This is a genomic window from Chloroflexus islandicus, assembly GCF_001650695.1.
GTDB lineage: Bacteria > Chloroflexota > Chloroflexia > Chloroflexales > Chloroflexaceae > Chloroflexus > Chloroflexus islandicus.
On the sequence record NZ_LWQS01000021.1, the window covers coordinates 41,615 to 63,553 of the forward strand.

Here is a 21,939-nt window from a genome sequence, read left to right on the forward strand (position 1 = left end):
ATTATCAGCCCGCTATAAGCCGCAGTTCAGCCCGATTGGCGGTATAATGGCCGTCGGCATTGGGCCGCACGGGTAGGAGTGTCATGGCTGTTAGCGATCGTTCAACCAGAGCCGAGTATGTGCGCGTCACCGCGACTGGGACGGCTGTCCGGGCCACGGTGCGCGCGTTGTTGTTGATCTTGGCGCTGGCCTTGCTGGCCGGGGCGATGGCGTATCAAGCGCCGCCGCAAGGACGGGTGGCGATCGGCTGGCCCGGTGACCGGCTCTTTGTGGGGGTTAGTCCGGGGTTGGGCGCTGAACCGGTGCGGCGCGGCGAGTTGTTTGCCGATGAACTGACGCCTGATTCGCCGACGACGCGCTCGCGGTGGACGCGCGAGCGGGCCGTGGTGGTGCTGCCGAATGTTGGCGCTGGCTCGCCGTTGCAAGTGACGTTGGTGGCGCAAGGTTGGCCGGCAGAGGCCGGCGCGCAACCGGTGGTGACGGTCGCGATCGACAATTCGGTCGTCGGCGAGTTTACCCCAACCAGTGTATGGGCCGAATATTCCTTTGCCGTGCCGGGGATTGCCCACCAGCACGGCGATCTGACGATCACGCTGCAAACCTCGGCGACGCTAGCCGATAGCCGCGATCCGCGCCAAAAGGGGGTGCGGCTGGCTGAGGTGCGGATCGAACCAGCGAGCGAACCAGCGCCGCTCTTGCCGCCGGCATGGCCGGCAGTGGCCTTGCTCGGTTGGAATGCGGTGCTGCTCTATATCTTGTTGGCGCGGTTGCGGTTAAGTCCGGCGCTGGTGTACGGCGGCACGGCGGTGGGGATCGGTGCGGCGGCGATTGGTTTGGCGATAGCCCGGATTTGGATGGCGGCGATCTTGAGTGTGGCGATGACCGGCTTGCTGGTGTTGCTGGTGATCGCCTATCGCCAACCGTTGCTGGCGCTGATCCAGATGCTGGTGCGGCGCTATAGCCAAGGCCGCGCGCTCGGTTATGGGTTGGTCGCGGTAGCGTTGCTCTGTTTTGGGTATGTGCTGTTGCACGCTATCAATTGGGCGGCAGCGGCTGGGGTGCGGCTGTTCTGGCAGACCTTCCCCGATTCGCTCTTGCTGGCTTTACTAGGGACAGCGTTGGCGGCGTTGGGGTTGAACTATGGCCGGGCCGGGTTGCCACGCCTGAGCGATGCGATCGTCGATTGGTTTGCGGCGCGGCGCGGCGCGTGGATTGTGCTCGGAACGTTTGCGCTGATCTGGCTGGGTTTTGAAGCGGTCGTCGCCGCAACGTTACCCTACGTGGGCCACGCCGATTACAGCGATAATGCGATCGTCGCGCGCAATCTCGTGCGCGGGCGCGGATGGGTGGTTGATTACATCAGCCAGTTTTACTACCGCTACGAGAGCCTCACCCGCCCGCAAGAGACGTGGCCGCTGTTGCAGCCGGTCTGGATTGCCCCCTTTTTTGCTCTGTTCGGCCCGACGGCGTGGGCGGCGAAGATACCCAATTTTATCTTTGATATCATCTTGGCGGGACTCATTTACGCGGTCGGGAGCTGGCTCTGGGATCGGCGGGTCGGGGTGACGGCGGTCATCCTTGTGCTGACCAACTACCTCTTCTTCCGGCTATCGATCTACGTCACCAACGATCTGGGTTTTGTCGTGTTCAATATGGCCGCGATTGCGGCCTTGCTGCGCAGCCAGACTGATCCGGCGCGGCGGTGGCGCTGGCTGCTGATTTCAGCCGTCTGCACCGGGTTGATGATGCTGCAAAAGCCGAGCGGAGCGATGTTCGCGCTCGGCATGGGTCTCTGGCAACTGTCGCTGATCGCCAACGAGCTGCGCACGGCGCTCGATTGGCCGCAACGCTGGCAACGGCTGCGCGAAGGGTTAGCGCCGGTGGTGGTCTGGTCGGCGGTGGCGCTGCTTATCCTTTCACCGTACCTCGCCCGCAACATGATCCTATTCGGCAAACCGGTCTACAGCACCGAAAGCTACGATGCATGGGTGCTCGACTACCGCGGTGTCAGCGGCGATGCGTGGTCGGAAATCTACCGTGTCTTTACGCCAGAGTGGGGCGGGCCGGGTTTACCTGATCGCAGTTGGATCATGCGCTGGGGGTTTGACGCGACCCAGACCAAATTCGAGACGCAGGTGCGCGAGTTGCGCGCCTATCTTATGCCGGCGTGGCCGGGAGCCCCCGAACCGCTGGCGGCGCTATTTAGCCATGACGCGCGCAAAAACATTCTCACCCCGCTAGGGGCATGGCTGGCGCTGGCTGGCGTCTTAGCTGCGGCAGCGTACCGGCGGCGCTGGCTGAGTCTCATGGTGTTTGCCTACACGCCGTATATCATCTTCATGCTCACCTACTGGCGCACCAACGAAGAACGGTATTGGGTGATGATCATCCCGTGGTTGGCGCTGTTGGCGGCATGGATGATTTGGGCCGGTTATGATAAGCTAGCCGCGATCGGCGACCGGCGCTGGGCGCCGCTGGGGTTGGTGTTGGCGGTGGCGGCGATCGTGACGATTGTGGCGGGCTCGCAAGCCGACATCGAAGACAAAGTGCGCAACGAGCCGCGCATTTGGCAGCAGGATTTGGCGGCTTATGAATGGCTACAGGCTAACACGCCGCCGGACACGGTGATTATGACCCGCTTGCCGTGGCAGGTGAATTGGCACACTGAACGGCCAGCAGTGATGATTCCGAACACTGATGATCGCGCGCTGTTACTAGAGATTGCCCATTATTACGGGGCGAAATATCTGGTGTTAGAGAATCAGATGCGAGTGAAAGGCGACGCGGGCCGGTTGTTGGCACCGCTGATGGATCACTCTAACCAACCCGGCATGGTGATCGACGGCTTTGAGTTGCTGTATGCCAGCCCAACGCCGGATTTTCGCGCCTTTATCTATCGCATTCCCGATACATGATGGAATACGTTTTGCCATGCGCATCTTAATGCTGGCCTCGTCATTGCCTAAATATCCTCGCGAGACGACCGCACCCTTCATCGAAGAGATTGCGGCGGGCATCGCTGCGCGTGGCCACCACGTGACGCTGGTCGCGCCGTGGCACCCCGACCTGCGCCGCCAACCCCGCGAACGTGGGATCGAGCTGCGTTTTTTTCGCTATGCGCCCCATCCGGCGTTGAATATCTGGGGCTATGCGCAGTCGTTGCAGAGCGACACGCAGGTGCGCGAGCGGGCATGGCTGGCGGCGCCATTTGCGTTGCCGGCCTCGTGGCTGGCGTTGCAGCGCGAATTGCAACAAGCGCGCGCCGCTGGACGCCCGTTCGATTTGGTGCAAGCGCACTGGGTGTTGCCCAATGGCCCGCCGGCGGCGTTGGCGGCGTTAGCAGCGCGGCTGCCGCTGGTGGTTAGCTTGCACGGCAGTGATATCTATCTGGCCGAGACGCAGCGATTCATGGGAACGTTAGCCGGCCTTGTCTTCCGGCGCGCGGCAGCGGTAACGGCGTGCAGCGCCGATCTGAGTATGCGAGGCGTGCGCTTGGGTGCTAATCCGGCCCGCACCTTTGTAATCCCCTACGGGGTCAATCCGGCCCAGTTCCGGCCTGATCCGGCGGCAGCGCAGCAGTTTCGGGCTGAATGGGGCATTCCGGCTGATGCGCCGCTGGTGTTAGGTTTGGGCCGGCTGGTGGCCAAAAAAGGGTTTAGCGTCTTGCTTGATGCGTGGCCAGCAGTGTTGCGCATGCATCCCAATGCGCGGTTGGTGATTGTCGGCTACGGCGATCTGCGTCCGGCACTGGAAGCGCAGGCAGCGCGGTTAGGCATCGCGCCGGCGGTTTTGTTTACTGGCCAGCTTGACCGTGAACGCACCGCGATGGCGATGGCGGCGGCGGATGTGTTTGCGCTGCCGATCGTGCGCGATGGCGTTGACGGTCTGCCCAACGTGTTGCTGGAAGCGATGGGCGCGGCGCGTCCGATTGTGGCGGCGCGAGTGGCCGGCGTGCCGGATGTGATCGACGATGGCGTGCATGGGTTGATCGTGCCGGAGCGCGATGTGGGGGCGCTGGCGGCGGCGATTGGCCGCTTGATCGCCGACCGGGCGCTGGCCGTGCGGTTGGGGGAAGCGGCTCGCCGGCGGATTGTCACCGAATTGACGTGGGAGAAGACCGCGGCGCGTTACGAAGCTGCCTTTGCTGCCGCGCTGCGCGGTGAGGGAGGGTGATGAACCGCCGTTGGGTTGCGTTCTGGGTGGTGATTGGTCTCGCCGCGCTGGGCCTGCGTCTCTACCGGCTCGATGCGCAGAGCCTCTGGCTCGATGAGGGCAACAGTTGGGCGATGGCGATGCAGCCATGGCCGGTGCTGGCGCTTGATCTGGCGCTGCCCAATGCGGCCTATCCGCTCTACCATTTGCTACTGAAGGGGTGGATCGGGCTGGCCGGCGCGAGCGAGTGGATGTTGCGGTTGCCCTCGGCGCTGGCCGGTGCGCTCAGTGTGCCATTGCTGGCGTTGGCGGCGCGGGCAGCCGCACCCGCTGAACCGCAACGAACGATCGCTACGGCAGCGGCGGCGCTGATCGGTTTGCTATCGCCGTTTGCCCTCTGGTATGCGCAAGAAGCTAAGGTCTATGCGCTGGTGTTGCTCGCCAGCGCGGCGCTGCTCTGGCTGGCGTTGCGCGCCGCGCAGCGCGATCGACCGGCGGATTGGGGATGGCTGATCGGGCTGGCGATCGTTGCCTTCTTCATCCACCGGCTGACAGCGTTGCTGGCGCTGAGCGCGGCGCTGATATGGCTGTTTAGCCGTCCGCGCCGCTACGCATGGCCGATCGCGGCTGGCTTGCTGCTGGTTGGCGTGGGCATGATTGCGGCCATGGCCGCTGGCATTGGCAGCGACCGCGCCGCTAGCGGGGCGTCGATTGCGGCGGATCCGCTGCGGGCGCTGTGGTTGACCTTTACCCGATTTAGCCTCGACCGCTGGCCGGGTGATCTGCCATGGTGGTGGCTTGGGCCGTGGCTGTTGCTGGTAGGGCTGGGACTGAACAACGTGCGCGCCGCGCCGCGCTCGACGGCGCTGGTGATCGGGATCATGGGCGGCGTGCCGCTGGCGCTCTTCGGGTTGCAACTGTTCTTTACCCGCCTCTACGAAGCGCGCTATCTGATGATCATCTTTCCGGTGTGGGTAGTGGTGTTGGCGATGGGGGCAGCGCCGCGCAACGCTGGGCCGGGTGTTGGGTTATGGCGGGGGTTGGGCGCTCTTGCCCTCGCCGGTGCGCTGATCACCAGCGGTTTGTCGCTCTTCCAACCGCGCTTTGGTCTTTTTTCAGGCGATCCAGTCAAAGAACAGTACCGCGAAGCTATCGCCGAACTGGCCCGGCGGGTGCATCCCGACGATGCGGTGGTGATCCATCCCGGCTACTTGCGCCCGCTCTACGCCTACTACATGGCGCGGCTGAGCGCCGACCCGGCGCCGGAGCCGATCACCTTTGCCAATTTCTGGACGGGTGAGAACAACTATAGCCAGCGCGAGTGGGATGCCGAGCGGCGGGTGGCGCTGGCCGGCTATACGCGCAGCTTGCTGCTGATTGCGCCTGACCATGCCCGTACCGTTGATCCACCGTTGCCCGGCGACGAGTATGGTTTGGTCGGCAATTTTTGGGCCTTTAGCCGCGAACAGCGCACGTGGCCGTGCGGCATTTGGCGCTTCCAAGGGGTGCATCTCTTCTGCCAAGAAGCGCCAGAAGCGTACATTACCGGTGAGCTGGTAGAGCCGGTAACGCTGGCGACAGCGACGTTCGGCGACGATCTACAGTTGCTGGGGTACACGCTCAAAGCGACGACTCCCGCTGGGCCGGGAGTGTATCGCGCCGGGGGCAATATTCCGCTCAGCCTGTTTTGGGATGTGCGCCAGCCATTGCCCGAAGACTACAGCCTCTTTATTCATCTTTGCCGCGACTGCGACCAGCCGCCGGTAGCCGGTGATGATGGCCAACCGTTAGCCGGCTATCTTCCGACCAGCACGTGGCTGCCGGGCAAGCCGGCCCGCGATGACCGGGCGGTGCATGTGCCGCGCGATTTGCCGCCGGGGGAGTACCGGCTGCTGATCGGCTGGTACCGGCCATCTGACCCGTCGCCGGAGGGGCGGTTGCCGGTGCGCGGTGAGGGGGCGATGAGCGCTGGAAGGTTGTGGTTGGCGACGATTGAGATTGTTGGGGATGGGCAGAGCGGGGCTCTGCCCATACGATAGGGGGAGGGGCAGAGCAGCGCTGAGGGCAGAGCAGCGCTGTGCCCGTACAGGAGGGGGCAAGGGGGAGGACATTTGTCTGGAACCCGGCCCTGAAGGGCCGGGCTAGGGTTACGAAGCCCGCTGCGCGGGCTGATGCCTCCACCCCTTGCCCCTCCCCCGCTGGGGGAGGGGTGGACAGAATCATGAGCGCAGGTGCGATTGATGGCGTTGCGATGAGTCGTTTCGCCCTCACCCCCAGCCCCTCTCCCACTGGCGCGGGAGAGGGGAGGGTAGAGCCGGACGTTGAGGCATCGCACAGCGATCAACGGTTGTACTCGACCAAATTTCTATCCGCCCTTGAATCCCGTTGGGGGAGGGGTGATGAGGAGCATAGCACGGGGCTTTACGGCATCGCACAGCGATCGATAGTTGTACTCGATCAAACGTTCTGTCCGCCCCTCAATACAGGAGGGGGAGGGGCCGCAAAAGCGGCAAACGCCATTCTTATCAACGGTAAAACCGTCTTGGATCATTCGTTATTGTGCGTTCATTGCATAACAATCGCTATTCTCAACATTGGCCGCTGCTGCTGGCCATCTTGATCGGCACGGCGCTGCGGATGGCGCTGTGGGGCCATCTGCCGCGGCTCAGTTTGATTTCTGACGAAGCCGAGTATTTGGCTGCCGCCGATTGGCTGGCCCATGGGCGCGGCTTTGCGTGGCATACTGGCTATCTCTGGACGCGGGCGCCACTCTATCCGCTGTTTCTGGCGGCGCATGTTGCGCTGTTCGGGCGGAATCTGGCCGTGATCTTCGCCAGCCAGACGTTGCTCAGCCTGCTGAATGTGGGATTGGTCTATGCCCTCACCCGGCGGCTGGTTGAGAGGCGGACAGAACATTTTACCCGGAACCCGGCCCTGAAGGGCCGGGCTATGGTTACGAAGCCCGCTCCGCGGGCTGATGACCCTCACCCCCAGCCCCTCTCCCACTATCGCGGGAGAGGGGGGCAGCACCGAGCTTTGAGGCATTGCGCCGCGATCAACGCTTGTGATCGACCACATGTTTTGTCCGCACCTCAACGGCGGCTGGGAGGTTCGCCGCTGATTGCTGGCGGCGCGGCGCTGCTGAGTGCGGTGGCGCTGCCGTTGGCGATGTATCCACAGTTTTTGCTCAGCGAGACGCTGTTTATCACGCTGCTGCTGGCGGCGTTCTTGCTCTTGGCCGATCCGCAGCGGCGGCGGAATGTGCTGCTCGGCGGGCTATTGCTCGGTCTGGCGACGCTCACCCGTGGCTTGCTGCTCGGTTTCTTGCCGCTGGTCGCGCTCTGGATCGGCTGGCGGGCGAGCGGTGGTTGGCGCGAGCGGTTGGTTGCGGCGCTCTTACCCTTGCTGGCCGCTGGCGCGTTGATCGGGCCGTGGGCGATCTACGCTTCGCGCACCTACGGCGGCTTGATCGTGATCGATACCACTGGCGCGTACAATCTAGCGCTGGGTGGGCGCACCGCTTACGACGGCGGGCGTAGTGATGCGCCGACGCGCAACTTCACGCTAGCCCTGCTTGATCCCACCCTCGATGATGGCGCGCGCGCGGCGCTGGCTGCCGGTTCGTGTCTCGCCCAAACCGGTGATCCACGCCTCAGCGCCGCGCTGGCGAAGCCGGTGACGGCGATCACGCAGGCCGAGCGGCAACGCTTGCTCAGCGCCGAAGGGTGGTGCTTGATCTGGGCCAAGCCATGGGCGTTCGTCGAGAAGACGCTGATTGAACTGGTTGATCTATTTCAAATCAACTACAGCGGCGCCGAACGGCTGGCCGAAGGGTTTGCGTTGGGCCGGTTGCCGCGCTGGTATACGCTGGCGCTGCTGCTGCTCGACGACACGCTCTACATCGTCACATTGCCGCTGGCGGTATTGGGTTGGGCGGCGTTGCGGCGCCAGCCTGCGAACGGCGCATTGCTTGGCTTGATCGGGCTATGGCTGCTCTACAATATCGCTGCCGCGCCGCTGTTGTTTGCGATCAACCGCTTTCGCACTCCACTGCTGCCGTTCCTCTTCGTCTTGGCGATGTTCGCGCTGGCGGCGCTGCCGCGTTGGCGGCTGCGGCTGGCGAGCTGGCAAACGCGGCTCTACGCGCTGTTAGCCATCGTTTTGTGGCTGATCGCCGCTACGCCGTATGCCTACCTCGAACCGCTGGCGCCGGGCGCGCCCTCCCGTTGGGCATCGTACTTTGGCCCCTACCCGTCGGCGCTAGCGGCGGCCCAGATCGCATGGCAGAGCCGTCCGCAGTATGAGGCGGCGGCGCGCTTGGAAGCGGCGGTCGAACGCGATGATCTGGCGGCGTGGGCGCAGGCGCTGGCCGATCCGGCGTTGCCGGCGTATGCGCGGGCGGTGGCCGAGCCGTTGTTGGCGGCGCGGCGCGGCCAGCCGGCGCAGGGGTTGGAATTGTTAGCGCAAGGACAGCCGCTCTACCCGTGGCAGACGGCAGTGGTGCGCGGCGAGTTGTTGCGCCAGATGGGTGATCTGGCCGGTGCGCGCCAGTGGTTGGGCTTGACGCTGGTTGATGACTGGAATCCGACGGCGTGGGCGTGGCGCTGGCTGCACCCGCCGCGCCTGCCCGGTGACCGGATCGATCTGGCCGATGATAACGATCTCGGCTATATTGACGGCTTCTATCTCGGCGAGTTTGATCCGGCGTTAGGTGCGACAGTGCGGTGGGCGAGCGAGACGGCCCGCTTGCGCTTCCCGGCGGCGGCGACCGGCCAACCGCGCCAGTTCTGTGTGCGGGCGGCGGCCAACTGGCCGCCCGATCTGCCGTCGCCAACTGTGCAAGTGGCGCTGGGCGAGACGGTGCTGGGGACGTTGACGCCTGACCGCTCGTTGCGTGAGGACTGCGTGCCGTTGCCGGCCTTGCCGGCGGGGGCCGATTATGTGATCACGCTGACTAGTCCCGGCTTTGTGCCCGATGCGCTCGATCTGGTGCGCCGGCAGGGGCCGCAGGTCGGGCAGGTGCGGATTCTGGCCTTCCAGCTCGATTGGGCTGAGGTGCGGTGAGGGGGGCGGTGGGTTCCTTCTTGTCATTGCGAGGGAGCGGCGGCGGCCAACGCAGGTGGTTGCCGTACGACCGAAGCAATCTCCCCCTTCGGCGGGAAGGCTCCGCTCCCGCGCTCGTGGGGGATTGCTTCGCCGCCTGCGGCGGCTCGCAATGACAACCGGGGAGCGACCGGCAAGGCTCCGCTCCCGCGCTCGTGGGGGATTGCTTCGCCGCCTGCGGCGGCTCGCAATGACAACCGGGGAGCGACCGGCAAGGCTCCGCTCCCGCGTTTGCGGGGGATTGCTTCGCCGCCTGCGGCGGCTCGCAATGACAACCGGGGAGCGACCGGCAAGGCTCCGCTCCCGCGCTCGTGGGGGATTGCTTCGCTGCGCGAGGGCCGAGCGCCGCTCGGCCTCTACCGCGCCCCCGCGCAAGGACATAGGGGAAGTGTAGGATTGCATCTTGGCGTTACACCGAGGTCTGGCATGGCCATTGAACGGCGCCATAATCGACGCTGGTGGCTTGTGGTAGCGGCGCTGACCGCGCTGGCGCTGTTGTTGCGTCTGTTGGTCTGGCGCTGGCGCGAGTTGTATCCGCTGGGAGGCGACGAGGCCGAATATTTGGCGCAGGCGCTCACCCTCTTGCAAGAGCGGCGCTACGTCGAGTTGCGCTTGATGCGTCCGCCGCTGTATCCGCTCTTTCTCGCGGCTGCGATCCTTGTGGTCGATTCGTTGGTGCAGAACTTGCGGCTGGTGCAGGCGGTGATCAGTGCGTTGACGGTGCCCCTGATCGCGTTGCTGGCGCGGGCCTTGGCCCAGCGCAGCGCGCCGCACATGCCGCCAGTGTTTGCGCGTTGGGCCGGGTTGTTGGCCGCTCTGCTCACCGCGCTGAACTACACGCTGGCTGCCAATGCTACCGAGCTGCTGACCGAGACGCTCTTTTTGGCTGGTTTGAGCCTTGTGCTGTGGCTGGCGCTCTTGCCGGCGCCACCATGGTGGCGGGCGTTGATGGTAGGGCTTGGGGTGGGGGCGTTGTGTCTGGTGCGGGCGGTGGCGTTGCCGCTGTTGCCGTTGATGATGGGGTGGTGGCTGATCAATGCGCTGGCCGCCGGCCAGTGGCGGCGCGGCGTGGCCCAAGCGGCGCTGGTGCTGCTCGGCTGCGCGCTGGTGGTGGGGCCGTGGACGGTGCGGAATACGCTGACGTATGGCGGAGTGATTCTGATCGATACCACCGGGGCCGAGAACTTGTGGCTCGATAACGATCCTGCTGGGCGCGAAGCGGTGAAGGCGCAGCTCTATGCGCTGGGGGAAGACCGGTTGCTGCGGCAGCGACTCGCTACCGAACGTGGGATCGCGGTGATCACCGCTGATCCGGGCCGTTTCATCGCCAAGATGAGCCGTGAGCTGCGGCTGTTCTTCGCGCTTGAACATACCGACGATCTGCGGGAGCGGCGGGCGATTTGGGTGTCGCCGGCTGAAGTCGCGGCCCGGTTGGGGTTGGGGGATGGGGTTTGGTTGCTCATCCTGCTGGCCGGCAGCTACGGGTTGGCGCGGCGCTGGCAAGCCACGCTGGTAAGGGTAGAGGGTTTCTGGCGCGCGTTGTTGCGCATGTTCGCTGATCCGCGCTGGCTGCTCGGCGCGTGGGTGGCGTATGTGGCGCTCACCACGCTCATCTTTCATGTTGAATTACGCTACCGCTTGCCGCTCTATCCGGTGCTGTTGGCCTACAGCGGCATGGTAGGGGCCGCGTGGCTGCCGGCGCTGCGGCATGCCCTGCCGCGTCCGCATCCGGCGGCGCTGCTCTTACCGTTGCTAGCGTTGGCGATCACCCTCTGGCACGCGCCATATCCGGCGCTGGCATGGCAGTTAGCCGGCAAACATCTGGATTTAGCGCAGGCAGAACGAGCGCTGGCTGCGGGCGATCCGGCGGCAGCCGCTGCGGCGGCGCAACAAGCACTGGCCCGCGACCGCGCTTCGGTGTTGGCGCGGGTGGCGTTGGCGCGGGCAGCGCTGGTGGCCGGCGATGCTCCTGCCGCGATGCGATGGCTCGACGAAGCGATTGCGCTGCTGCCGGCCCATCCCTATCCGCACTTGTTGCGTGGCGACTTGTTGCGGCAGCAAGGCGATCTGGCGGCGGCCCGCGCTGAGCTGGAGGCATTTGAAGCGGTTTCCCGTGAAGATTTGGCGGCGTGGCTGTGGGATCGGGCGATCACGCCGCCGTCAGCGACCCTGCGGTTGGGTGATGGCCTTGATCTCGGTTTTATCCGTGGCATGCATCACCCGCTGCCGGGAGAAGCAGGTTGGCGGTGGACGACCGGTTGGGCGCAGGCGCGGGTGACGGCCCCGGCGGGGGCGCAGGCGCTCACGCTGGAGCTGCGTAGCGGACGGCCCGACGGTAGTGCGGTACGGGTTTGGGTCACGGTAGACGGCGGCGAACCGCAGCCGTTTATGATTGGCCCCGATTGGCAGACCATTGCGTTGCCACTGTCGCCGGTTATGCAGCCGCGCGAAGTGGTGGTGGCTGTGCGCTCCCCTACCTTCTGGCCGCGCCAATACGATCCGGCTAGTCCTGATGGTCGCCGGCTAGGGGTGCAAGTGCGGCACATAGTAGTGCGGTGAAGATACCACCGAGGACACGGAGGGATACGTTTACCGCAGGGGACGCCGAGGACGCGGAGAGAGCAGAAATACCTCTGCGACCTCTGCGCTCTCTGCGGTAAAAAACCCCGGCGCTCTCCGCGGTAAAACCTAGTGACGAATGACGATGAAACGCGAAACGTGGTGGCTGATTGGCATTTTAGCACTGGCGGCGCTGATCCGGATCGGGTTGTGGCTGCAACCACTTCATTTGCCGGCTAACGATGAAGTCGAGTATCTGACCGTTGCCCGCGATCTGCTGGCAGGGCGTGGGTGGAGCTTCTATGAACGCTACCACTGGCTGCGCGCGCCGCTCTATCCGCTCTGGCTAGCCGGGTCGCTCTGGCTGGCCGGTGGCGACGTGTGGCTGGCGGCGTTGCCAAATATCGCGCTCAGCGTCTTGAATGTCTACCTGATCTACCGCCTCTCGCAGGCAATTGGCGATCACGCTAGCCCGCTGGTTCACCGGTTAGCGGCGCTGGCAGCGGCCATCCTGCTCACCCACGCCACCTTCGCCTCGCTCTACATGAGCGAAACCCTCTTCACCACCCTGTTTAGCGCCGCGCTCTGGCTATTGCTGGCGTGGCGGCAACGCGGCGCGCGCTGGCCCGATTGGCGGATCGTTGCTGCCGGCGGGTTATGGGGCCTTGCCCTCCTCACCCGCTCGATGCCGCTCTACTTTACCATGGTGGTGGCCGGCTGGATTGCGGTCGTCGCCGCTGGCCATTGGCGCAACCTTATGCGCCGTCCCGCCACCCTGCTGATCGGCGTGGTCTTTGCTGTCACCGCCATGGCCGTCGTCGCGCCGTGGACGATCCGTAATTGCTTGAGTTACCGTAGTTGCATTCTGATCGAGACTGGACTCTCGTACAACTTGTGGGCTTTCAACGAGCCACGTGAAGATATGGCGACCATCTTCCGCGTGCTCGAAAACATCCCCGACCCATCAGAACGGGCGGCCTACGCCACCGCGCGCGGGTTGGAGCGGTTGCGCGAAGATCCGGCGATTATGCTGCGCAAGCTGTGGCCGAACTGGCTGGCGATCTGGCGGGTGAAGGCCATCCAAGACCGCTTCCTGCTCGAAGACTACCGGGCCGATCCGCCGCCATTGCTCTTCCTCGCCGCGCTGATCTTCGACGATCTGCTCTACGGAGTGATCGCCGTGGGAGGCGTGGCGGCATTAGTCTATGCCGCCATGCGCGGGCGCGCACCAGCGGTCTTGCTAGGATTGTGGCTAGCTTACTTTATCGCCGTATCGCTGGTCACGCACGGCGAAGGGCGTTACCGGCACTTCATCTTCTGCGCGCTGATCCCGTATGCAGCGCGGGCATGGCTGGCACTGCCGGCACTGGCGCGCCGGCGTCACCGGCTGGCAATGGGGACGGCGCTCGCGGCGGCGGGTGCGGTTGGTCTTTCAGCACTGCTCGCCTACCACTGGGACTACGCCATCCAAGGCGGCGCGCGCAGCTTCTGGCGGCTGAGCGGCGATCTGGCCCGCGCCGCCGGCAATCTGCCGCAGGCCGCCACCTTCTACCAACAGGCGCTCGCGGCCCAACCAACTCCCGACGGCTATCTGGCGCTGGGCCATACCTTGCGCGCGCAGGGAGACACCGCCGGCGCGATTGCCGCCTACCGGGCCGCCATCCGCAGCAACATGCTCTATGCGCCGTCGTATGTCTATCTCGGTGATCTGCTGCGCGAAACCGGTGAACGTGACGAAGCTCGCCGCGTCTACCGTCCGCAATACGCTAGCGAACAGACCCTGCTCGATCTAGCGTGGCGCGACACCGTACCGGTTGCGCAAACCGTGATCGAGGTCGGGGATGGGCTTGATTTCGGCTACCTGAGCGGCTTCTACCCTGCCGAAGAGCTGGCCGGCGCACGCGCGCGCTGGACAGGGCCAGTGGCGCGGATTCGGGTGCCGGCGACGGCGCGGGTGGTGCGGTTGCGGGTCGCGGCGCTGCGGCCCGACGCGCCGGTGGCGGGGCAGATCTGTAGCGACGGTCAGTGCCACTCGTTGAGCCTCGGCGTGGCGTGGCGCTGGCTGATCGTGCAACTGCCGCCGGCGACGACCGCCTCCCAACTCCGGGACATCGAGTTGCGGGTGACGCCGTGGCCGGCGCCGGATGGGCGCGAGCTGGGGTTGGTGGTGGATACGGTGGAGGTGCGGTAGGCAAGCTGCACAGTGTGCCGCTCTGGGGCGACCGTTCATCGCGCTGAACCTGTCAAGCTGTTAGCAACATGTCTCATAAGCAATGTTATCGAATGAAAAATTGAAAGTTTTAGCAAGAACTTATTACTGACAGAGTAAAAAACAGTTCTGTCACTGATTGAATAGAGCTTGATGGTCTATTACGCTCATTGATTGATTTAGTGGTCAGATTGAAAAACAAACCGGCTTGTGATACAATAAAATAAAATTTAGTAATCCTTAATCGGGTTAGAGGTTGAAAAATGTTGTTTATAGTTAATGAAAACCAACTTGATGAATGGGTTCGCGCACATGCTCGTGAAGCTCAAGGTGTCATTGTTGAATTGATCTACCGGCTTATTAGTGCTTCATGCACTCAGGTACGAGAACAGCGTTTCCCTTTAGCTGATAGTATTGGACAGCATGGACCTGATGGGATATTGGAAGTTGCCACAGGTTTTGAACCGTTTGTTCCTGCTGGACGATCATTTTGGGAAATAGGAACAGGTTTGCAATCAAGAGATAAGGCTACAGCAGATTATAACGATCTTACTAGTGCTCTTCCAGAGAGTGTTAGAAAAGAATCAACATTTATCTTTGTGACCCCACTCTCTGCAAGGCGTAATTGGGAGTATTCTTGGAAAGAAGAACATCAAGCGGCTTGGCTGTCAAAACGACGTGAGCAAAATGCATGGAAAGATATACGGATTATTGACGGAACCAAACTAATTGACTGGATCCATCGATTTCCTGCGGTAGAGCTGTGGTTGTCTCAAAAGATCATCACTGGTCTTAATATAGATCAGATCGAAACACTTGATCGACACTGGGAGCTTTTGCGATCGATCGGTGATCCTCCACTCACACCACAAATTTTCCTCATGAACCGTCATGAAGCCTGTATAGGTCTTCAAGATATTTTGAACGGATTAAATTACGAACTAGTACTCACAACCCGTTTTCCTGATCAATTCGTTGATTTTGTGGCTGCGTATATTGCGTCATTAACAGAAGATGTTCGTATTCGTGCTGTTGGGCGATGTTTAATTGTTCAGAATATTAGTGCTTGGAATGTTTTGTGTGATTATCGCGAACCACTTATACTCATTGCTCATCCTAATCTTGAGATGAATAGCGAAAATTGGAGTAGATCGCTGCAACTTGCCAAACAAAACGGTCATTCTATTGTATGGTCTACATTGCCGGGTAAAGAGTTAGGAAGCAAAATTCGTCACTGTACATTACCTGCAAAGTTTTCGATCCATGACCTTCGAAAGATTTTAGAACAAAGTGGATACAACGAAGAGCGAGCGCGAGTTTTAGCAGAACGCAGTGCCGGAAATTTGAGCTCACTATTACACTTATTGGCAGGTAGCACTGTTCAACCAAAATGGTCTGAACACAACAATGCTGATGATCTCGCCATTGCATTGCTAGTAGGATCTTGGCTAGAAACATCAGAAGCAGATCGAGAGGCTATAGAATCTTTAGCAGGTCAATCGTATGATCAATGGACTAAGAAAATACGTGTATTCTTGTTGAATCCATCACCTCCACTATCATATCACGAACAACAGTGGCGCTTTGTATTACGGTATGAAGGTTGGCATACACTTGGCAAATGGCTATCTGATCGCCATTTAGACGATTTCCAACGTATTGCGGTGGCGGTTTTGCAAGACTCTGAACGTTATTCAAAGCTTCTGCGTGAAGGTATAGCCGGAACACTAGCACTTTTAGGTAGCCATAGCAAAGCATTGATATCGTGCAGCCATAGAAAATCTGAAACAACTGCTATTCTAACAGTTCGAGCAGTACTTGAAGATGCGGATAGCAACAGATGGGCACGCCTCGATCACTTGTTGCCTCTGCTTGCGGAGGCTGCCCCAAAAGAGTTTTTGTATATCGTTGAGCAAAAATTGCAACAAAAACCTAGTATATTTGATATTCTCTTCGCTCAAGAAAATTATCAAAGCTATATTGCTAGTACGCTATGGGCTTTAGAAGTTCTTGCTTGGGATGAAGAACTGTTCGTTAGAGTGATACTTTGCCTCGGTGAACTTGCTGCACGCGATCCCGGCGGTAGATTGACAAACAGGCCGATCAACTCGTTAACTTATATTCTATTACCTTGGTTGCAACAAACTCTTGCGTCAATGAATAAGCAGGTAAGCGCAATTAAAGCGTTGCTTGCAGAACATCCAGACGTTGGATTGGATCTCTTAATTCGCTTACTTTCTAGTGAAAGAGCATTTTACACATCGCGACCAACTTGGCGAGAAATAATTCCAGACACTTGGAACTTCAGTGTATCCAACCAATTATATTGGGGAAAGATCGTAATTTACGCTGATCTGGCTATTAGTATCGCAAAAAATAACATTTCTTATTTAATTAAACTTATTGATTACTTGAAAGTATTACCATTATCAGTATTTGAGCAATTTACTAAACATCTAAACTCCGAAGAAATCAAAGTATTATCTGATGAAGAGCGATTGCCACTGTGGGAAAAGCTAGTTGATATTCTCGTGAAACACTCACGCTTTGCTGGATCAGATTGGGCAATACCTGCTGAACGGCTCGTTCAAGTCGAGATAGTTGCAGATCAAATAGCTCCAAAGTCACTCTTGTGGCGTTATAAGCGGCTCTTTGTGGAAAATGATTTCGATCTTCACGAGAAGCGAACTGACTATGAAGCGCAGCAACGGCTTCTACAGATGAAACGGCAGCTTGCGGTTGAAGCGGTTCTGTCCGATGGCGGGGTAGCGGCAGTAATTGCCTTTGCCGAGGTCGTTGAGTCGCCTTACAAAGTCGGTCTTACTTGTGGTAGTGTTGCACAAACTGCCATTGATGCTGAAGTTTTGCCAAGTCTCCTCACAGTTGATCGTCCTAAACTTACTTGTTTCGTTGAAGGCTTTGTGCGAGGTAGATTCGAGCAGAAGGGTTGGGAATGGGTTGATTCTATTGATATTTCCTCATGGACGGAAGAACAGATTAGCCGATTTCTGTCCAGCTTACCTTGCCAAACCGAAACGTGGCACCGGCTAGAGCGATTACTAGGTGAAGAACAGTCTGCCTATTGGCAGCATCTCTCGATCAATAATGCTTATCGTGCCCAAGGAGATTTACTATATCCAGCAGCGAAATTACTACGTTATGGTAGGCCATGCGCAGCCTTATACTTACTTGCAAAAATGCTGCATCAAGGGCAGGAGCCTCCTCCAAATTTTGTAATCTCTGCATTGCTAGAAGCGTACAAAGCACCTGAACAAGCTCACGCGACTGACCGTTTCATTATTGAAGAATTAATCTCATGGTTACAGGAATATTCAGAAGTGAACCAAGAAGATCTCTGTATCGTGGAATGGGTATACCTTCCCCAGTTGATTTATGGATCTAGCCCAAAAACTCTTTGGCAAAGGCTTGCTAATGATCCATTGTTTTTTTGTCAAGTCATTCAATGGGCTTCTCGACTAATAAATTCTGTAAAATCAGAAACTATTGGTGATATACCTAAACCTATTGCTGAGCGAGCGTTTTATCTGTTGCATCGGTGGTCTATCCCTCCCGGCTTACGCCGTGATGGAGTATTCGATCGCGATGCGTTAGCACAATGGTTAGACGTCGTCAAAGAAGAGTGCAAGCGCATAGGTTATTTAGAAGACGCAATGAACATTCTAGGGCAAGCGCTTATACATTCACCGCCCGATCCAGATGGTTTGTGGATCCATCGCGTTGCTGCCGAGATTCTTAATGGCAAGGATGCCAATGCGATCCGTTGTAGTTTTAGAATTGCTATTTACAATTCACGTGGTGCGCATTTTGTTGACTCTACTGGTCAATCGGAACGAGATTTGGCAGCTAAATATCGCGCGCAGGCTGATGCTGTCGAAGAGGCTGGATACAGCCGTTTGGCGGATACTCTGCGACAACTAGCTGATATATACGATTTGGAATCGGAATGGGTTGTTTTGCGATTCGCTGAAGAGAAGTAGGTTTCTAAATAATGCTGAGCATTATGATACTCAATCATTACTAGCTGGCAGTAGAATGTCCTTGTATTCACCACCACAACTATGATGCTCAATCACCCTCCCCGCCGCCGTCTGCGCTGGCCGCTCATCCTGATCGTTCCCCTCGCGCTTTACCTGCTCTTTCTCGTTGGCTGGCTAGCGGCGCGCACGCTGCTCGGCGATCGCTGGTGGTGGCTCTTTTTGCTCAACGTCGCCACGCCGTACCTGTGGTTGCCGTTGCCGCTGGTGCTGCTGATCGCGCTGGCGCTGCGGCGCTGGCTGAGCGTGGCGCTCAGCGTGGCCCTGCTCGCGCCGGGAGCGCCGATCTTGCTCGATGTGTGGATGCCGAGCTTCAGCGATGATCTGGAGTACAGTAAACCGGCGATCACGGTGATGACCTACAATCTCTACGGCGGCAATGATCAAGCCGGGCCGGTGATCGCGGCGATCCGCGCGGCCAAGGCCGATGTCGTGGCGCTGCAAGAGCTTAATCCCGCGATTGCCGCTGCGCTCCAGCGCGAGCTGGCGGGCGAGTATCCCTTCCAGCTCCTCGATCCGCGCGCCGGCGTGACCGGGATGGGGGTGATCAGCCGTTGGCCGTTGCAACCGCTGGCGACCAGCTTGCCCGGCGAGCATTGGGTGGGGACGCCGCAATTGATGCAGATTGCGGCGCCGTTGGGCGACGTGGTTTTGTTCAATGTCCATACCATTCCGCCGGTTGGTTCGCCGGGGTGGATGACGTGGGCGATTAGCGAGCGCGAGCGGCAGGCGGCGGCGATCGTTGCCGTGGCCCGCGAGCAGCGCCAGCCGGTGATTGTGGCCGGTGATCTGAATGCGACGCCGTACAACCGCGCCTACCGTCTCCTCCGCGATGGCGATCTGGTTGATGTTTGGCCGCAGTGTGGGCTTGATGCCGGGTTTACGTGGCCAAGCGCCGGGCAAGCGGTGCGCGGCGTGCCGCTGCCGGCGTGGTTGGTGCGGATTGACTATATTCTGACCTCGCCGGCGTTGATGTGTACCGAGGCGGCGGTTGGCCAGTGGGATGGGTTCTCGGATCACCGTCCGGTGGTGGCGCGGCTGGTGGCGCAATGAGGGTGTTTACCGCAGGGGACACAGAGGTTTTTTACCGCAGAGGGCGCAGGGGACGCGGAGGTTTTTTACCGCAGGGGACGCTGGCGGGGCGGACAGAACCGGTGGTTGATCACAACCGTTGATCGCTGTGCGATGCCGTAAAGCCCCCTGCTGGCTCCTCATCACCCCTCCCCCAGCGGGGGAGGGGCACGGGGTGGGGGCCAATAACTCGCGCAGCGGACGCGGAGGTTTTTTACCGCAGGGGACGCTGGCGGGGCGGACAGAACCGGTGGTTGATCACAACCGTTGATCGCTGTGCGATGCCGTAAAGCCCCTGCTGGCTCCTCATCACCCCTCCCCCAGCGGGGGAGGGGCACGGGGTGGGGGCATCAGCCCGCACAGCGGGCTTCGTAATAGTAGCCCGGCCCTTCAGGGCCGGGTGCCGGATTAGATGTGCTGTCCGTCCTTGAACGCGCGTACGAGAGCGGTGTTCTCAGACACCCATCCCGCCAAAGCGGGAGATTGCTTCGGGGCTTCGCCCCTCGCAATGACAGGAGGTGCTGCCTGAACGCTGAGCTTTGCGCTCCCCATCACCTCTCCCCCGGCGGGGGAGGGGCACGGGGTGGGGGCAGCAACCCGCACAGCGGACACAGAGGTTTTTTACCGCAGAGGGCGCAGGGGACGCAGAGGATTTTACCGCAGGGGAAGCCGGAGAGGCGGACAGAACCTGTGGTTGATCACAACCATTGATCGCTGGGCGATGCCGTAAAGCCCCCTGCGGCGCACCCCCTCACCCCTCCCCCAGTGGGAGAGGGGCACGGGGTGGGGGCATCACCCGCGCAGCGGGCTTCGTACCCCTAGCCCGGCCCTTCAGGACCGGGTGCCGGATCAGATGGGCTGTCCGCCCTTGAACGCGCGCACGGGAGCGGTGTTCTCAGGCACCCATCCCGCCAAAGCGGGAGATTGCTTCGGGGCTTTGCCCCTCGCAATGACAGGAGGCGCTGCCTGAACGCTTAGTTTTGCGCACCCCCTCACCCCTCCCCCAGCGGGGGAGGGGCACGAGGTGGGGGCATCAACCCGCGCAGCGGGCGCGGCGGTTTTTTTACCGCCGAGGATGCGGAGGACGTAGAGGGGGGCGGTAATAGATCGCCTTCCCCCTGCGTTCTCTGCGTTCTCTGTGGTAGATTTGGGTTTTCACAGCAGACGCGATCAACACACTTCCCCAGCACACCGGTATCAGCAGTGAAATAGTGGTACCATACATAAGAGATAGGGTTCAGCACGGTATGGTATGCAGCTTGTTTGGTTTAAACGCGATTTGCGCTTGCACGATCACGCGCCGCTGAGCGCCGCTGCCCGGCGCGGGCCGGTGCTGCCGCTCTATATCGTCGAGCCGTCGCTGATCCATGCCCCAGATTTTGCGCCACGCCATTGGACGTTCATCAGCGGCTGTTTGTGCGAGCTGCGCACGGCATTGGCCCGCCTCGGCCAGCCGCTGGTGGTGCGGGTGGGTGAAGCGGTAGAGGTGCTCGACCGGTTGGCGAGCGAGTGGCCGATCGAGGCGATCTGGGCCCACGAAGAGACTGGTAATCTGCTCAGTTATGCGCGGGATCGGGCGGTGCGGCGGTGGGCGCGGGCGCGCGGCATTTCCTTCCACGAACTGCCGCAAAACGGCGTCGTGCGCCGGTTGCCGTCACGTGATGAGTGGCAGGCGCGCTGGGAAGAGCGCATGGCGATGCCGCAAGCCCAACCACCTGCCGCCTTGCCGCCGCTGCCGATCGACCCCGGCCCGATCCCATCTGCCGCCGAACTTGAGTTACCGCCTGACACCTTGCTCGAACGCCAACCTCCCGGCGAGACAGCGGCGTTAGCGACGCTCACCGATTTTCTCTCCCGGCGTAGCCGCCACTACCACCGCGCCCTGTCGAGCCCGCTCACCGCGTGGGAAGGCTGTTCGCGTCTGAGCGCCTATCTCGCGTGGGGAGCGCTGTCGTTGCGCACGGTGGTGCAAGCGACGCGAGCGCGGATCGCCGAGCTGAGCCAGCAACCTGATCCGGCTGAAGCGGGTTGGCTGCGGGCGCTGGCGGCGTTCGAGTCGCGCTTGCACTGGCATTGCCATTTCATTCAAAAGCTAGAGGACGAGCCGGAGATCGAGGTACGCAATCTGGTGCGGGCGTATGACGGCATGCGCGAAGAGAACCACCGGCCCGACCTGATTGCGGCGTGGGCCGCTGGCCGCACCGGCTACCCGTTCGTCGATGCCTGTATGCGCGCGCTCACCGCCACCGGCTGGCTCAATTTTCGCATGCGAGCGATGCTGGTCAGCTTTGTCGCCTACGACCTCTGGCAACACTGGCGCGAGCCGGGGTTGATCTTGGCCCGGCGTTGGATCGACTACGAGCCGGGGATTCACTATTGCCAGCTCCAAATGCAAGCCGGCACGTCGGGCAATCGCACCATCCGCATCTACAACCCGATCAAGCAAGGGATCGACCACGACCCCGAAGGCATCTTCATCCGGCGTTGGGTGCCGGAACTCGCCCACGTGCCCACGGCCTACATCCATACCCCGTGGCTGCTCGACCGCGCCGGCCAAGAGCGGGCCGGCTGCCGGATCGGGCGCGACTACCCGCTGCCAATCGTCGATCACGACGCCGCCTACCGGCGGGCGCGGGCCGCCATCGCTGCCGTGCGCGCTCGTCCCGAAACGGCGATTGAGGTTGCCGCTGTGCATCAGAAACACGGCTCACGCCGGGCGCCGCCGCCACGGCCACGCCGCACCGAACGCGGATCGGCGCGCCAACTGCGGTTGGATTTGTGAGGAATCAC

Annotated in this window: 9 protein-coding genes; all 9 read left to right on the forward strand. The window is 61.0% G+C overall.

What is annotated here, in order from left to right:
- Positions 1-83: 83 nt before the first annotated feature.
- The 9 genes from A6A03_RS00690 to A6A03_RS00725 all read left to right on the forward strand — a co-directional run bounded on the left by A6A03_RS00690 (position 84) and on the right by A6A03_RS00725 (position 21,931).
- Complete coding sequence (locus A6A03_RS00690) at positions 84-2,915, forward strand: glycosyltransferase family 39 protein (RefSeq protein ID WP_066782596.1); 2,832 nt, start codon at positions 84-86, stop codon at positions 2,913-2,915.
- A 16-nt stretch (positions 2,916-2,931) separates the two neighbouring features.
- The gene (locus A6A03_RS00695) at positions 2,932-4,173 is read left to right on the forward strand and encodes a glycosyltransferase (protein ID WP_066782598.1); all 1,242 of its coding nucleotides are present in this window, start codon (positions 2,932-2,934) and stop codon (positions 4,171-4,173) included.
- Entirely contained in the window at positions 4,173-6,191 is a 2,019-nt protein-coding gene (locus A6A03_RS00700; protein WP_066782599.1) for a glycosyltransferase family 39 protein, read from the forward strand. The genes A6A03_RS00695 and A6A03_RS00700 overlap by 1 nt, the downstream gene beginning before the upstream one ends.
- 520 nt (positions 6,192-6,711) lie before the next feature.
- Entirely contained in the window at positions 6,712-9,216 is a 2,505-nt protein-coding gene (locus tag A6A03_RS00705; protein ID WP_172812266.1) for a hypothetical protein, read from the forward strand.
- Positions 9,217-9,681: 465 nt separating this feature from the next.
- Positions 9,682-11,814, forward strand: coding sequence for a tetratricopeptide repeat protein (locus tag A6A03_RS00710; RefSeq protein ID WP_066782600.1), 2,133 nt, complete (start codon positions 9,682-9,684; stop codon positions 11,812-11,814).
- 145 nt (positions 11,815-11,959) lie between these two features.
- A complete protein-coding gene (locus A6A03_RS00715; RefSeq protein ID WP_066782603.1) occupies positions 11,960-14,005 on the forward strand; it encodes a glycosyltransferase family 39 protein in 2,046 nt (681 codons plus the stop codon).
- A gap of 281 nt (positions 14,006-14,286) precedes the next feature.
- Positions 14,287-18,021 carry a hypothetical protein gene (locus A6A03_RS20225; RefSeq protein ID WP_156525232.1) on the forward strand — a complete coding sequence of 1,245 codons (3,735 nt, stop codon included), beginning with the start codon at positions 14,287-14,289 and terminating at the stop codon, positions 18,019-18,021.
- An 81-nt stretch (positions 18,022-18,102) separates the two neighbouring features.
- Entirely contained in the window at positions 18,103-19,131 is a 1,029-nt protein-coding gene (locus A6A03_RS00720; protein WP_066782605.1) for an endonuclease/exonuclease/phosphatase family protein, read from the forward strand.
- A gap of 1,270 nt (positions 19,132-20,401) precedes the next feature.
- The gene (locus A6A03_RS00725) at positions 20,402-21,931 is read left to right on the forward strand and encodes an FAD-binding domain-containing protein (protein ID WP_066782607.1); all 1,530 of its coding nucleotides are present in this window, start codon (positions 20,402-20,404) and stop codon (positions 21,929-21,931) included.
- Positions 21,932-21,939: the final 8 nt, after the last annotated feature.

Coding starts and splice junctions, on each gene's coding strand:
- A6A03_RS00715 (WP_066782603.1), top strand. CDS start 11,960: ATGAAACGCGAAACGTGGTGGCTGATTGGCATTTTAGCACTGGCGGCG.
- A6A03_RS00725 (WP_066782607.1), top strand. CDS start 20,402: ATGCAGCTTGTTTGGTTTAAACGCGATTTGCGCTTGCACGATCACGCG.
- A6A03_RS00720 (WP_066782605.1), top strand. CDS start 18,103: ATGATGCTCAATCACCCTCCCCGCCGCCGTCTGCGCTGGCCGCTCATC.
- A6A03_RS20225 (WP_156525232.1), top strand. CDS start 14,287: ATGTTGTTTATAGTTAATGAAAACCAACTTGATGAATGGGTTCGCGCA.
- A6A03_RS00695 (WP_066782598.1), top strand. CDS start 2,932: ATGCGCATCTTAATGCTGGCCTCGTCATTGCCTAAATATCCTCGCGAG.
- A6A03_RS00700 (WP_066782599.1), top strand. CDS start 4,173: ATGAACCGCCGTTGGGTTGCGTTCTGGGTGGTGATTGGTCTCGCCGCG.
- A6A03_RS00690 (WP_066782596.1), top strand. CDS start 84: ATGGCTGTTAGCGATCGTTCAACCAGAGCCGAGTATGTGCGCGTCACC.
- A6A03_RS00710 (WP_066782600.1), top strand. CDS start 9,682: ATGGCCATTGAACGGCGCCATAATCGACGCTGGTGGCTTGTGGTAGCG.